The sequence below is a fragment of the Bradyrhizobium sp. YR681 genome (assembly GCF_000282615.1).
Lineage (GTDB): Bacteria > Pseudomonadota > Alphaproteobacteria > Rhizobiales > Xanthobacteraceae > Bradyrhizobium.
The window spans coordinates 1-12,749 of the sequence record NZ_AKIY01000273.1; the positions used below are offsets into that span (position 1 = coordinate 1).

Annotated in this window: 14 protein-coding genes; 8 read left to right on the forward strand and 6 right to left on the reverse strand. The window is 64.8% G+C overall.

What is annotated here, in order from left to right; translation table 11 throughout:
- The 4 genes from PMI42_RS29880 to PMI42_RS29890 all read left to right on the forward strand — a co-directional run.
- Positions 1 to 374, forward strand: a 374-nt coding sequence (locus PMI42_RS29880; protein WP_008141478.1) for a 3-isopropylmalate dehydratase small subunit, incomplete at its 5' end; no start/stop codon positions are given.
- Between the two features lie 45 nt (positions 375 to 419).
- Positions 420 to 1,733 carry a 2-hydroxycarboxylate transporter family protein gene (locus tag PMI42_RS29885; protein ID WP_008141479.1) on the forward strand — a complete coding sequence of 438 codons (1,314 nt, stop codon included), beginning with the start codon at positions 420 to 422 and terminating at the stop codon, positions 1,731 to 1,733.
- A 590-nt stretch (positions 1,734 to 2,323) separates the two neighbouring features.
- A complete protein-coding gene (locus PMI42_RS40560; protein ID WP_081502967.1) occupies positions 2,324 to 2,575 on the forward strand; it encodes a hypothetical protein in 252 nt (83 codons plus the stop codon).
- Positions 2,576 to 2,627: 52 nt separating this feature from the next.
- Entirely contained in the window at positions 2,628 to 3,809 is a 1,182-nt protein-coding gene (locus PMI42_RS29890; protein WP_008141480.1) for a sensor histidine kinase, read from the forward strand.
- Positions 3,810 to 3,860: 51 nt separating this feature from the next.
- Here the strand turns inward: PMI42_RS29890 and PMI42_RS29895 are convergent, their stop codons facing one another.
- The 4 genes from PMI42_RS29895 to fabI form a co-directional block, all read right to left on the reverse strand.
- Positions 3,861 to 5,051, reverse strand: coding sequence for an adenylate/guanylate cyclase domain-containing protein (locus tag PMI42_RS29895; RefSeq protein WP_008141482.1), 1,191 nt, complete (start codon positions 5,049 to 5,051; stop codon positions 3,861 to 3,863).
- A gap of 122 nt (positions 5,052 to 5,173) precedes the next feature.
- Positions 5,174 to 6,262: a chorismate synthase gene (aroC, locus tag PMI42_RS29900; protein WP_008141484.1), complete on the reverse strand. Its 1,089-nt coding sequence runs from the start codon at positions 6,260 to 6,262 to the stop codon at positions 5,174 to 5,176.
- Between the two features lie 76 nt (positions 6,263 to 6,338).
- Entirely contained in the window at positions 6,339 to 6,938 is a 600-nt protein-coding gene (locus PMI42_RS29905; RefSeq protein ID WP_008141486.1) for a histidine phosphatase family protein, read from the reverse strand.
- A gap of 13 nt (positions 6,939 to 6,951) precedes the next feature.
- Positions 6,952 to 7,767, reverse strand: a complete 816-nt coding sequence (gene fabI, locus PMI42_RS29910; protein WP_008141488.1) for an enoyl-ACP reductase FabI — start codon at positions 7,765 to 7,767, stop codon at positions 6,952 to 6,954.
- A 171-nt stretch (positions 7,768 to 7,938) separates the two neighbouring features.
- Here fabI and PMI42_RS29915 point away from each other — a divergent pair, with 171 nt between their 5' ends.
- Together PMI42_RS29915 and PMI42_RS29920 are read left to right on the forward strand one after the other, a co-directional pair.
- Complete coding sequence (locus PMI42_RS29915) at positions 7,939 to 8,427, forward strand: sigma-70 family RNA polymerase sigma factor (protein ID WP_008141491.1); 489 nt, start codon at positions 7,939 to 7,941, stop codon at positions 8,425 to 8,427.
- A gap of 103 nt (positions 8,428 to 8,530) precedes the next feature.
- Positions 8,531 to 9,301, forward strand: a complete 771-nt coding sequence (locus PMI42_RS29920; RefSeq protein ID WP_008141493.1) for an anti-sigma factor family protein — start codon at positions 8,531 to 8,533, stop codon at positions 9,299 to 9,301.
- A gap of 317 nt (positions 9,302 to 9,618) precedes the next feature.
- Here the strand turns inward: PMI42_RS29920 and PMI42_RS29925 are convergent, their stop codons facing one another.
- Positions 9,619 to 10,584 (reverse strand): DnaJ C-terminal domain-containing protein, encoded by a 966-nt coding sequence (locus tag PMI42_RS29925; RefSeq protein ID WP_008141496.1) that lies wholly within the window; start codon positions 10,582 to 10,584, stop codon positions 9,619 to 9,621.
- A gap of 166 nt (positions 10,585 to 10,750) precedes the next feature.
- A complete protein-coding gene (locus PMI42_RS29930; protein WP_008141499.1) occupies positions 10,751 to 11,158 on the reverse strand; it encodes an RT0821/Lpp0805 family surface protein in 408 nt (135 codons plus the stop codon).
- A gap of 113 nt (positions 11,159 to 11,271) precedes the next feature.
- Here PMI42_RS29930 and pdxH point away from each other — a divergent pair, with 113 nt between their 5' ends.
- Together pdxH and PMI42_RS29940 are read left to right on the forward strand one after the other, a co-directional pair.
- On the forward strand, positions 11,272 to 11,913 hold the full coding sequence (gene pdxH / locus PMI42_RS29935) for a pyridoxamine 5'-phosphate oxidase (protein WP_008141501.1): 642 nt from the start codon (positions 11,272 to 11,274) through the stop codon (positions 11,911 to 11,913).
- Positions 11,914 to 11,938: 25 nt separating this feature from the next.
- Entirely contained in the window at positions 11,939 to 12,691 is a 753-nt protein-coding gene (locus tag PMI42_RS29940) for an SDR family NAD(P)-dependent oxidoreductase (RefSeq protein ID WP_008141503.1), read from the forward strand.
- Positions 12,692 to 12,749 lie beyond the last annotated feature (58 nt).

The window sequence follows — 12,749 nt, forward strand, 5'->3', positions numbered from 1 at the left end:
GCTGCGGCTCGAGCCGCGAGCATGCGGTCTGGGGACTCCGGCAGCTCGGCATCCGCGCCCTGATCGGCACCACCTTCGCCGGCATCTTCAACGACAATTGTGCCAATAACGGCCTGCTGACGATCAGCCTGGATGCGGCCACGGTCGCCACGCTGGCCGACATCGTCGCCAATCCCGCAAGCAACCGGCTCACCATCGATCTCGAGCAGCAGACCATCCGCATCGACGGCGGCGGCACCGTGCCCTTCGCGATCGAGCCCGCGCGGAAGGAGGCGTTCCTCACAGGCCGTGACGCGATCAGCTCCACGCTCGTCTTTGCCGACGACATCCGCGCTTTCGAGGTGCGGCACAGGGCGGACAATCCCTGGTTCTGAGCGCAGGCCGGGCCAATCAAACCAAAACGACAAAGGGAGGCATTCTTGACCGACACCACCATCAAGCTCGAGGAAACGACGCAGCCATCGACGCTCGCCGCGCTCAAGATCGGCCCGTTGCCGATCACGGTCTATCTTGCCGCCGCACTCGTTTGCGCGGCCGCGATCTACACCGGAAAGCTCCCGAACGACGTGATCGGCGGGCTCTCGGTGCTGATGCTGCTCGGCTTCCTGCTCGGCAAGCTCGGTCAGACCATTCCGGTGTTGAAGCGGATCGGCGGCACCGCCATCCTGTGCCTGTTCGTGCCGGCCGCATTGGTCAGCTACGGCCTGATGCCGGAGACCGCGCTGAAGGCGATCACGACGACCTTCCGCACCGCGAATTTCCAGTACTTCTTCATCGCCTGCCTCGTCGCGGGCTCGATCCTCGGCATGCCCCACCGCGTCCTGGTGCAGGGCTTCATCCGGATGTTCGTGCCGCTGCTGGTCGGCACGCTCTGCGCCATCGCCGCCGGTATCGCCGTGGGCCTGCTGTTCGGCCACAGCCCGAAGGAGACGTTCTTCTTCGTGATCATCCCGATCATCGGCGGCGGCCTTGCCGAAGGCGTGCTGCCGCTGTCGATCGCCTATGCGGAAATGCTGCACCGGCCGCAGGCCGAGCTCGTGGCGCAGATGGTGCCCGCCGCCCTGCTCGGCAACGTCGTCGCGATCGTCGCGGCCGGACTTCTGGCTCGCCTCGGCGAAAAACGCCGCGACCTCACCGGCCAGGGCATCCTCGTCAAGACCGGCGACAACGACATCCTCGGTCCGGCCCGAGCCGATCGTCCGATCGATCTCGGCCTGCTCGGTGCCGGCATCGTGCTGTCCTGCGTGCTGTTCGTGCTCGGCATGGTGCTCGCGCCCTATACCGGCATCCCCGGCCCGATCCTGATGATCGTCTCGGCGGTCGCGCTCAAGCTGACAAAGCTGCTGCCGGCGGAGATGGAGCTCGGCGCCTACCAGATCAACAAGTTCATGTCGACCAACCTCACCTTCGCGATCCTGGTCGCGATGGGAACGCTGCTGGTGTCGTGGCAGCAGCTCGTGGCCTCGTTCAATCCCGGCTACATCGCGGTATGCACCACGACGGTGCTGGCGATGGTGGCGTCCGGCTTCTTCGTCGGCAAATGGCTGAACATGTTTCCGGTCGAAGCCGCCATCGTCACCGCCTGTCATTCCGGCCTGGGCGGCACCGGCGACGTCGCCATTCTCGGCGCCGCCGATCGCATGGGCCTGATGGCCTTCGCCCAGATCGCCACCCGCGTCGGCGGCGCCATCATGATCGTGATCGCGACACTGGCGATGAAGGTGGCTTATTGAAGTGCGTGCACACGGCGGCCGGTGGTGCCTGCGACACCGGCTGCTGCTTCAGATGCGCCGTCCGTGGCGCGCTCTGTTGATTTTGGCGACCCATGGTGCTCTGCGGAATTTGGTATCCATGAACCATGAATAAGCGCATGATGAGCCATCACCGGCGTCTGACGGCATCCATCGGTGACTGAGAGCTTCTCGCGCTCCCGCCGATATGCGGAGCCACCTCCTTGCGAAACCCGATCAAGAGACACATCCCCCTGAGCGATCGCCTTGCCCAATTGGCGGACGAGGCCCGTCGCCGGGCCGAGGAGGCTCCGCCGGGAGTCCAGCGGGAAGCGCTTCTCAAAGCGGCGCGATTGAGCGAAACGGCCTCGCACATTCATAACTGGATGAGTTCGCCCTCCCCGAAAGCGCCGAAGTCGTGACAAAGCCGATCCGGTTGGCGACATCCTTCACGTCAAGCGAGGTCCGGGCCAAGAGCGGCGTCGGGAGGCCTCAAATATAAGTTGCAAATAATGAACGATATTTCATTTTGGTTGTTGTAGTCATGTTCCCCAAACGGAGAGGGAGCAGCCCGCAGCCAAAGTAGCCCCCGAATGATGAAATCTCTTGTCGCACTCGCGATATTCGCGCTCCTCGGAGTGTCAGCAATCGTGTTGCCCGGTTTCGCCCCTGAGGTGAAGGCGCGAGAATCCGTCGCTTTGGCAAAAGCAGATCGACTGGCGATCCATCCCGTCGCCCGAAATTGCCCCGGCCAAGTCTGGCCCAACTTCGAAGCATCCTGCCTGCGTAACAGCCAGTCCGATATCCTCGTTCGAGAAGCTCGTCTGGTGACGGCGCGCCGCTAGACCAACAATCGCAAGCGCATGCTGATCTTGTCGGCTGCTGCAGGAAAGTGTCATGGGTCAGATGTCAACAACTTCACCGCCGTTGCCGAACGTTCTCGTCGTCGAAGACGAGATGATATTGCGGATGCGCGCCGTCGACATCGTCGAAGATGCGGGATTCCGGTCAGTGGAGGCCGTCAACGCCGACGAAGCCATCTCAATTCTCGAGTCGCGGTCGGACATATCGCTCCTGTTCAGCGATATCCAGATGCCCGGCAGCATGGACGGCCTGAAGCTGGCCCACGCAGTGCACGACCGCTGGCCCTCGATCAAGATCGTATTGGTTTCCGGTCAGGTGAAGCCTTCTGACGCTGAAACGCCCGCAGACAGCCGCTTCTTTCGCAAGCCGCTGTCAGTCGAGGACATGATCGCCCAGTTGCAGGCAATGATCGGCGTGGGCGCGTTGGAGATCGTCCCGAGCACGACAGCGGTCACCGCCGAGGAAGCACTCCAGATCCTCCGCACGCCGCAAGAGGCCATCCTGGCGGCGGAGAACGACAACCTTCGCCTTTTACTGGAGCAAGCGGGTACTGACGCCAAGATCCTGCTTGCTCAAGCAGGCATTGAAGCTCAGCAACGCGACGCCGCCGACAAGCTACAAAAGCTCATCCTTGGGGAATTGCACCACCGCATCAAGAACACGCTTGCTACGGTCAGCGCGATCGCATCCCAGAGCTTCCGCGGCGCAATCAATCTGGAGCATGGGCAGAAAGCCATGGAAGGCCGCTTGCTGGCCTTGGGACGGGCTCACGATCTGCTGATGCAGGTCAGTTGGGCAAATGCCAGTCTCACGCATACCCTCAGCGGCGCTACCGATCCCTATGATGTTCAAGGAGGCAGACGCTTCCATTTCAATGGGCCGGACATCAGGATCACCTCCGGTGCCGTCATCGCGCTCGCGATGACGTTCAATGAATTGTGTACCAACACCATCAAATTCGGCGCGCTATCCAACTCCTCCGGCCATGTCGACATCGCGTGGACGGTCGACGACATCGGGCAGAGGCTGCGCTTGACGTGGAGCGAGGGCGGCGGTCCCCCGGTGGCGCCGCCAACACGCCGAAGCTTCGGCACCCGGATGATCGAGTCGCTCGGTCAGCAATTGAGCGGCCAGGTACACCTCGCCTATGAGCCGAGGGGATTTGCCTATCGGTTGGATGTACCGCTCAAATCGGTCGTGGCGGCGGCCGTATAGCGACGGGATCCTGCCGACCGAGCGGAGGCGGTGGACCTTCGATGCCGTGCCCTAAGCCATCACCACCGGCGTCTCCTCCGCTAACCCGTACACGCGCTGCGCCTTGGAAAATCCCGCGATCGGAAACTCGCCAAGCTCGCGCCAGTCGTGGCGGCAGGCATTGGCGAAGACTTCCGAGACCACGACGGTTCGCCCCAACCGGCCGGCGATCTTCTCCAGCCGCGCCGCGAGATTGACGGCGGGGCCGATGCAGGTGAAGTCGAGGCGGTTGCCGCCGCCGATATTGCCGTAGAGGATGTTGCCGACATGCAGCGCGACGCCGAAGCGGAAGCGCTCGACGATTTCGCCGACGGGATAAGCGAGCGCCTCGACGCTGGCGCGGGATTCGCGCGCGGCTTCCAGCACGCGCGCGCAGACATGGGTGGCATCGCCGACATATTCGTCGATCGGAAACACCGCGAGCAAGCCGTCGCCCATGAATTTCAGCACCTCGCCCCCATGGCCCCGGATCGCGGTGACCTGGCAGTCGAAATACTGGTTGAGGATCTCGACCACGGTCTCGGCCGGTAGCCGGTCCGACAGCGCGGTGAAGCCGCGCAGATCCGACAGCCAGATCGCGGCCTGCATGGTGTCGTTGTGGCCGCGGCGGATCTGGCCGCCGAGGATGCGCGCGCCGGCGCGGTTGCCGACATAGGTGTCGAGCAGCATCTCGGCGGTGCGGCGCAGGCTGATGATCTCGCTGACGCGCGCGAGCGGCGCCACGAGGGTCCGGATCGCATCGATGTCGCCGTCGCTGAACCCGCCGGGATGCCGCGTCACCCAGCTCGTCGCGTGGATCGAGCCGTCGAGATAGGGCATCGGCACCGCGAAATAGTCGGTCACGCCTTCGGCGCGCATGTCGTCGAGGAATGGAAACCGCTTGCTGTCCGGATCGTCCATCCGGCCGCGGACCTCGAGCCCCTCCTCGAACACGATCCGAAGCGGGCTCCTGGCGAATTCGGGCGTCTCCAGGATCTCGAAATCGACGGTGCCGATCTCGACCTTCTGCCCCTCCCGCCAGATGAAATTGCGGCCAAAAATTTCCGGGTGCAGCGTGCGGATGAAGATGCCGAAGCGCGACAGCGGCAGGCCGGCCGCGACCAGATGCTCGCAGACCTCGGCGATCATTTGCGACGGGGTCCCGGACGACCTCGCGCCGTCGATCAGCCAGTTGGTAATGCGCTGGATCTCGGAGTTTTGCATGTCCGCATTTGCGGACGAAGTTGTGGAGACGTCAAGCTGCGCGGTGGGCTGGTACCGCGACATGAAGGATCATCGCGCTGTGCTTCACCTCTCCCGCCGGAAGAGGTGAAGAGATTGCCCCTCTATCGCCCGACCTGCCCGCGGTCGCGCAGGAAGTGATCTGCCAGCACGCAGGCCATCATGGCTTCGCCGACGGGGACGGCGCGGATGCCGACGCAGGGGTCGTGGCGGCCCTTCGTAAAAATCTCGGTGTCGGCGCCGTTGCGATCGACCGTGAGACGCGGCTGGAGGATCGACGAGGTCGGCTTCACCGCGAAACGCACCACCACCGGCTGTCCGGTGGAGATGCCGCCCAGAATGCCGCCGGCATGGTTGGACAAGAAGCGGGTGCCGTCATTGCCGGTGCGCATCTCGTCGGCGTTCTCTTCGCCGGTGAGTTCGGCCGCGCCAAAACCGGCGCCGATCTCGACGCCCTTCACGGCGTTGATGGTCATCATCGCACCCGCCAGATCGGAATCGAGTTTTGCGTAGATCGGGGCGCCGAGGCCGGCCGGCACGCCTTCGGCGACGATCTCGAGCACCGCGCCGATCGAGGAGCCGCTCTTGCGGATGCCGTCGAGATAGGCCTCGAAGAACGCGGCCTTGTCCTTGTCCGGACAGAAGAACGGATTGTTGGCGACCTCGGCCCAGTCCCATTTGTCGCGGTCGATCTTGTGCGGGCCCATCTGCACCAGTGCGCCGCGCACCTTCACGTCGGGCAGCACCTTTCGCGCGATGGCGCCGGCGGCGACGCGCGTCGCGGTCTCGCGCGCCGAGGAACGGCCGCCGCCGCGATAGTCGCGCAGGCCGTACTTCGCCTCATAGGTGAAGTCGGCATGGCCCGGGCGAAACTTGTCCTTGATCTCGGAATAGTCCTTCGAGCGCTGGTCGGTGTTCTCGATCAGGAGGCCGATCGGCGTACCCGTCGTCACCTGCACGCCGGTCTCCGGATGCGCCATCACGCCCGACAGGATCTTCACCTGGTCCGGCTCCTGGCGCTGGGTGGTGAAGCGCGACTGGCCGGGCCGACGGCGGTCGAGATCGCCCTGGATATCGGCCTCTGTGAGCGGGATCATCGGCGGGCAGCCGTCGACCACGCAGCCGATCGCCACCCCGTGGCTCTCGCCGAAGGTGGTGACGCGGAACATGTGGCCGAAGGTGTTGAAGGACATCGCTGCTCGCTCGGTTCCGGCGTGTGGTAACGTGCGGGGGCCCGGGGGTCAAACCGCAAGGACAACCGGGACTGGCTTAACTATACTTCTCCAGCCGTCCCTCGCGGAACACGTAGACGGCGCCCTGCTCGATATAGAGCTCGGCGGCGCTGGCCGGCGTTTCCAGGCCGAGCGACACCATCAGGGCCCGGCAGGTGCCGCCATGGGCGACGGCGACCGTGTCGGTGCGGAGCTGGTCGTACCAGGCGCGGACGCGGACCTGCACATCGGCGTAGGTCTCCCCGCCTGCCGGGCCCACCGTCCATTTGTCGGCGAGGCGCCTGGCATAGATTTCGGGATCGGCCGCCTCGCTCTCGGCCAGCGTCAGCCCTTCCCAGCTGCCGTAGCCGATCTCGCGCAGGCGATCGTCGAGCGCGTAATCGGCGACCGGCAGTTCGAGCTTGCCGCGCGCGAGTTCCATGGTTTGGCGTGCGCGGCCGAGCGGGCTCGACACGTAAGGCAGCGCCGTCCTGTCCGTGCCGTCACGCTTGAAGAGATCGGCCAGCACGCCGCCGGCCTGCATGGCCTGGTCACGCCCGCGCGCATTGAGCGGAATGTCCTTGGTGCCCTGAAGCCTGCCGAGTGCATTCCACTCGGTCTCGCCGTGGCGAAGGTAATAGATCGTGGGCACGGGCATTCCGAGTGAGATGTCAGTCCTTGCTGCCGAACGAAATGTCCGGCGCGTCCGGGCGCTTCATGCCGAGCACGTGATAGCCGGAATCGACGTGATGCACCTCGCCGGTGACGCCGCGCGACAGGTCGGAAAGCAGATACAGCGCGCTGCCGCCGACGTCCTCGGTCGAGACATTGCGCCGTAGCGGCGCGTTGTTCTCGTTCCACTTCAGGATATGGCGGAAGTCGCCGATGCCCGATGCCGCGAGCGTCTTGATCGGCCCCGCCGAGATCGCGTTGACGCGGATGTTCTTCTCGCCGAGATCGGCGGCAAGATAGCGCACGCTGGCTTCCAGCGCCGCCTTCGCCACGCCCATCACGTTGTAATGCGGCATCCACTTCTCGGCGCCGTAATAGGAGAGCGTGATCAGCGAACCGCCGTCGGTCATCAGCTTCTCGGCGCGCTGCGCCACCGCCGTGAACGAGTAGCAGGAGATCAGCATCGACTTGGAAAAGTTCTCCGGCGTGGTGTCGACATAGCGGCCGTCGAGCTGCTCGCCATAGGCGATCGCATGCACCAGGAAGTCGATCTTGCCCCACTTCTCCTGCAAGACCGCGAACGCCGCGTCGATGGTCGCGGCATCGGTGACGTCGCAATGACCGAGCACGAGACCGCCGATCTCGGCGGCGAGCGGCTCGACGCGCTTCTTCAGCGCATCGCCCTGATAAGTGAAGGCGAGCTCGGCGCCGGCCGCGTGGCATGCCTTGGCGATGCCCCAGGCGATCGAGCGGTTGTTGGCAAGGCCGAGGATCACCCCGCGCTTACCCTGCATCAGACCTGAATTCTGCGCCATTTTGCTAACGTCCCGTGGCTCCCGTTCAGGTCTGGAGGTACACCAGCCCTCCCGCGCGGTACAGTCCTAATACGCGGCGTTAACGCTGTTTCGAGCGCCGGAATAGCCGTTCCGTTCGGGTGTTATGATGGTTGTGGCGCTTGCGCCGAACGGCAGGACATCGAAGACGGCATGAGTGCGTTTCGCCAAAGCGTGGAAGCCATGATCCCGGCGTTGCGCCGCTATGCCCGCGCGCTCACGCGCGATGCGGATGCGGCCGACGATCTGGTTCAGGACACGCTGGTGCGTGCGCTCCGTTCGGAGCGATTGTTTCTCGGAGGCGACGTCAGGAGCTGGCTCTATACGATCCTGACCAACCTCAACAAGAATCGGCGGCGCTCGCTGGCAAGGCGGCCGCAATTCACGCAGCTGACGGAGAACAACCCGGATGCCAGCGGGACCGAAGCCGAAGGGCGCGACATCGAGCGGGCCCTCTCGACGCTGGTCGAGGAACAGCGCTCGGTGCTGCTGCTGGTGATGCTCGAGGGCATGAGCTACCGCGAGGTCGCCGACATCCAGGGCGTGCCGATCGGCACCGTGATGTCGCGCCTGGCACGCGCCCGTGCCCACGTTAAAGCCTCGCTGGAGGGTGAGCGCCCGGCGCTCAGGCGGGTGAAATGATGGCAGGATTGATGCATCGCGTAGCGTCCGCCCGCAGCCAGACGAAGCGAGCGAAGTCGAGTCACGAAAGATATTTTGGGCCGCAGAGCCAGAGACGACCGATATGAACGACCGCAATATTCCCATTACCGAGGACGAGCTGCACGCCTATGTCGATGGCGAGCTGCCGGCGGAGCGCCGCGCCGATGTCGAGGCCTGGCTTGCCGCCCACCCCGAGGATGCCGAGCGGGTGCAATCCTGGCGCACCATGGCCGAGATGCTGCACGCCCGTTACGATTCCATCGCCCAGGAGCCGGTGCCGGCGCGGCTGGAGCTGGAGCGGCTGGAGCGCCGTCCCCGGCAATGGCTCTACGGCGCCGCCGCAGCCGTGCTGGTGGCCTTCGTCGCCGGCGGCTCGGCCGGCTGGGTCGCACATGGCGCCGCCAACGCGCCCTCGGTCTTCCAGAGCTTTACGGCGGATGCGCTCGACGCCCATCGCCTCTATGTCGTCGAGGTCCGCCACCCCGTCGAGGTTGGCGGCAACGAGCGGGACCACCTCCAGGCCTGGCTGACCAGGCGCTGCGGCTGGACCGTGTTCGCGCCGAACCTGGAGACGAGCGGGCTGAAGCTGGTCGGTGGCCGGCTCCTGCCGGGACCGAACGGTCCGGCGTCGTTCCTGATGTATGAGGGCGCCTCGGGCGAGCGGTACACGATTTACACCGCCAAGACCGAGAATGGTGCAACGCAGATGCGCTACGCCAGGACGGACAAGGACGGCGCGCTGTTCTGGTCCGAGCGGGGCGTCGGCTACGTCGTCAGCGGCGGCGGTGACCGCGAACGGCTGACCAAGGTGGCGCAGGCCGTGTACGACCAGGCAGAGAAAAACGGCACCTAGACAACCGCATCAAGTCGGTGCCTCGATTCCGACATTGAAAATTTGGAATCAAGACATCGGCGCGTCTCATTATCGCACCGGATGATCACGCGAAAATGAGCAGCGTTCGATCCGCCGATCGACGCGGGCGGCCTCGATTGGGGTTTTTGGTACCGCGCTGGTCCCCCTCTCGAGGCCGCACCTTTTTATCGGCTGCCCCGCCGGACAGCCGACACGTCGAGCACATGAAGCGCTACCACGCCTCAGGGATATGATGAGCATCATCTGCAAAGAGGATGCCGTAGACCTTAGGAGAACCCCTTCAGTTCGATCTCGCCCTAACCAAGCCCGCTACGTGGATTGTAGGGGTGCTGGTCCCGCCACTTTTCCATCAATGCTTCAAGCTCGGCGTCGTTCCCGTCCGGTAGCATAATCCTGATGGTGACAAAGAGATCCCCGGTTCCACCGGTTTTCGGCAAGCCCTTACCTTTGAGACGGAAGGTCCGGCCGCTGGAGGTGTTTTTCGGGACCGACAGCTCCACGGCATTGCCGAGGGTCGGCACGCGGACCTTGCCGCCGAGCACCGCCTCGTAGAGCGTGACCGGAAGGTCGATCCGCAAGTCGGCGCCTTCGACCTTGAAGAAGGGGTGCGGCGCGATGCTGATGGTGATCAGGAGATCGCCGGGCGGGTGGCCATGGGCGCTCTCGCCCTGCCCGCGCAGCCGGATCTGCTGGCCCTCGGTGACCCCCGCCGGAATCTTGACGTTGAGCTCCTTGCCAGTCGGCAGCCGGACGCGCTTCTCGCCGCCCTTGACCGCCTCTTCGAGCGAGACGCTCATGGCGACATTCACGTCGAGATCGAGCCCGACCCCTCCGGTGTCGAATTCGAACTGCCCGCCGCCGGCCCCGGGCCGCGCACCGCGCACCCCGCCGCCGAACATGCTGTTGAGGATGTCCTCGAACGCGCCGCCCCCCTGGCCGGGGCCGCCGCCGGAACGGAACGAATAGCTCTCGAACCCGCCAGGACCCGCGCCAGCGCGCCCGCGCGGCCCGCCGCCGCCCGGAAAACCCTGGAAGCGCGGCTTGCCGTCGGCGTCGATCTCGCCGCGGTCGAACTGCTTGCGCTTGTCCTCGTCGCCGATGATTTCGTTCGCCGAATTGATCTCGGAGAAACGCTCGGCAGCCTTCGGGTCATCCTTGTTGCTGTCAGGATGGTGCTTCTTGGCAAGCTTGCGATAGGCGCTCTTGATGGCGGCAGCGTTGGCGCTCCGCGGCACCCCCAAGACCTCATAGGGGTCGCGCATCCGTCACGTCTCCTTCAAGGAATCGAATTGTTCAAAGGGCTCCCCGCCCCACTTGAGCCTCATGTGGGGGGTGAGTGGCATTTTTGCAACTAGGGTCGCCGGCCGATTCTCTACGTTTGGAGCATGATCTTATCGGAAAACCGGTTCCCACTTCTCCGGATCATGCTCAGCTCCGCCACGGCTTTAGCGTATGAATCTCCCAACGGCCACGGCTGCTTTGGCAGCCGGCGCCCTGGAGCCAGCTTTCGGTGCTCCCGTTGACGTAGCTCGCCAGGAAATCGCGGCACTTGCGGCCGTCCTCGGCGGCGTAGGATTGCGCGATCGGCGTCACCGAGCCGCGCGCCCCGGTCTCGGGATTCTCCCAGTGCTGGCTCGAATCCTTGTCGCCCTTGCTCAGCACGTCGGAGGCGGCGTTGCGGGCAAAGGCGAGATCGGTCTCGGTTGGAGGTGCGTCCTTCGCCGGCCGCGCGATCGAGCCGGTCAGGTCGGCATCGTCGGCCTTGGCATAGGCATTCTTGTCGTTGCGGGAAAAGCTGCAGCCGCCGGCGCCGAGCCCGATCAGAATGATCGTCATGGCAAAGCTGGACGGCCCGATCGCCGATAGGCCAACGCGTCCCCATGCCCTATATAGGGCGGCAGCGGACAACAACGCGTTTTGGGCCGCGATACGCAACTCGGACTCCAGACATGACCGACACGACCTCGATGAAACACCAGACACCCTTAACATCCGGTGATTTCACCGCCGCCGACGAGCCTTTTGCGCTGTTCGAGGCCTGGCTGAACGAAGCCATCAAGAGCGAGCCGAACGATCCGAACGCCATGGCGCTCGCGACCGTCGATCCCGACGGGCTGCCGGATGTGCGCATGGTGCTGATGAAAGGCTTCGATACCGAGGGTTTTGTCTTCTACAGCCACATCGCCAGCCAGAAGGGCCGCGAACTCGCCGCAAATCCTAAGGCCGCTTTACTTTTTCACTGGAAGTCGCTGCGCCGCCAAGTCCGCATCCGCGGCAACGTGACGCCGGTGACCGACGCCGAAGCGGACGCCTATTTCGCCACCCGTCCCAAGCAGGCCCAGATCGGCGCCTGGGCGAGCAAGCAGTCGCAAGAGCTGGAGAGCCGCTTCGCCTTTGAGCAGGCCATCGCGAAAGTCGCGGCCAAGCACGTCATCGGCGAGGTGCCGCGCCCGCCGGGCTGGAGCGGCTGGCGCATCACACCGTCGCGGATCGAGTTCTGGCACGACCGCCCGTTCCGCCTGCACGACCGTATCGAATTTCGCCGTGACGCGGCCGGCCAACCGTGGTCCAAGACGCGGATGTATCCGTAAGTTTAGGCCGACCTGAAGGATGTCCATGCCGCATTCGTCCAATGCGCCGCGCCGCACGCTGCTCCTGACCGGAGCGAGCCGCGGTATCGGCCATGCCACCGTGATCCGCTTCTCCTCGGCGGGATGGCGCGTCATCACCTGCTCGCGGCATCCCTTCCCGGAGGACTGCCCTTGGGATGCGGGTCCTGAGGACCACATCCAGGTCGACCTCGCCGATCCCAAGGACACGACCCGCGCGATCTCCGACATCCGCAACCGCCTCGAAGGCGGCATGCTGCATGCACTCGTGAACAACGCCGCGATCTCGCCGAAGGGCCCGGGCGGCTCGCGGCTCGGCTCGGTCGACACCGATCTCGACACCTGGACGCATGTCTTCCACGTCAACTTCTTCGCGCCGATCATGATCGCGCGCGGACTGATCGAGGAATTGAAGGCGGCCAAGGGCTCGGTGGTGAACGTCACCTCGATCGCGGGCTCGCGCGTGCATCCCTTTGCGGGCGCCGCCTATGCCACCTCGAAGGCCGCATTGGCTTCGCTTACGCGCGAAATGGCCTCCGACTTCGGCCGCGTCGGCGTGCGCGTCAACGCCATCGCGCCGGGCGAGATCGACACCTCGATCCTGTCGCCGGGCACCGAGAAGATCGTGGAGCAGCAGATCCCGATGCACCGGCTCGGCACGCCCGACGAGGTCGCCAAGATCATCTACGTGCTGTGCACGGAGACCTCGTCCTACGTCAACGGCGCCGAGATCCACATCAACGGCGGCCAGCACGTATAGACGCTGTCGTCATTGCGAGCGAAGTGAAGCAATCCAGAGTGCCTCTGCGGAGACAGTC

Bases quoted from the DNA above. Each gene is read 5' to 3' on its own strand.
- PMI42_RS40560 (WP_081502967.1), top strand. From the start codon at position 2,324: ATGATGAAATCTCTTGTCGCACTCGCGATATTCGCGCTCCTCGGAGTG.
- PMI42_RS29890 (WP_008141480.1), top strand. From the start codon at position 2,628: ATGGGTCAGATGTCAACAACTTCACCGCCGTTGCCGAACGTTCTCGTC.
- PMI42_RS29895 (WP_008141482.1), bottom strand. From the start codon at position 5,051: ATGCAAAACTCCGAGATCCAGCGCATTACCAACTGGCTGATCGACGGC.
- aroC (WP_008141484.1), bottom strand. From the start codon at position 6,262: ATGTCCTTCAACACCTTCGGCCACATGTTCCGCGTCACCACCTTCGGC.
- PMI42_RS29905 (WP_008141486.1), bottom strand. From the start codon at position 6,938: ATGCCCGTGCCCACGATCTATTACCTTCGCCACGGCGAGACCGAGTGG.
- fabI (WP_008141488.1), bottom strand. From the start codon at position 7,767: ATGGCGCAGAATTCAGGTCTGATGCAGGGTAAGCGCGGGGTGATCCTC.
- PMI42_RS29915 (WP_008141491.1), top strand. From the start codon at position 7,939: ATGAGTGCGTTTCGCCAAAGCGTGGAAGCCATGATCCCGGCGTTGCGC.
- PMI42_RS29920 (WP_008141493.1), top strand. From the start codon at position 8,531: ATGAACGACCGCAATATTCCCATTACCGAGGACGAGCTGCACGCCTAT.
- PMI42_RS29925 (WP_008141496.1), bottom strand. From the start codon at position 10,584: ATGCGCGACCCCTATGAGGTCTTGGGGGTGCCGCGGAGCGCCAACGCT.
- PMI42_RS29930 (WP_008141499.1), bottom strand. From the start codon at position 11,158: ATGACGATCATTCTGATCGGGCTCGGCGCCGGCGGCTGCAGCTTTTCC.
- pdxH (WP_008141501.1), top strand. From the start codon at position 11,272: ATGACCGACACGACCTCGATGAAACACCAGACACCCTTAACATCCGGT.
- PMI42_RS29940 (WP_008141503.1), top strand. From the start codon at position 11,939: ATGCCGCATTCGTCCAATGCGCCGCGCCGCACGCTGCTCCTGACCGGA.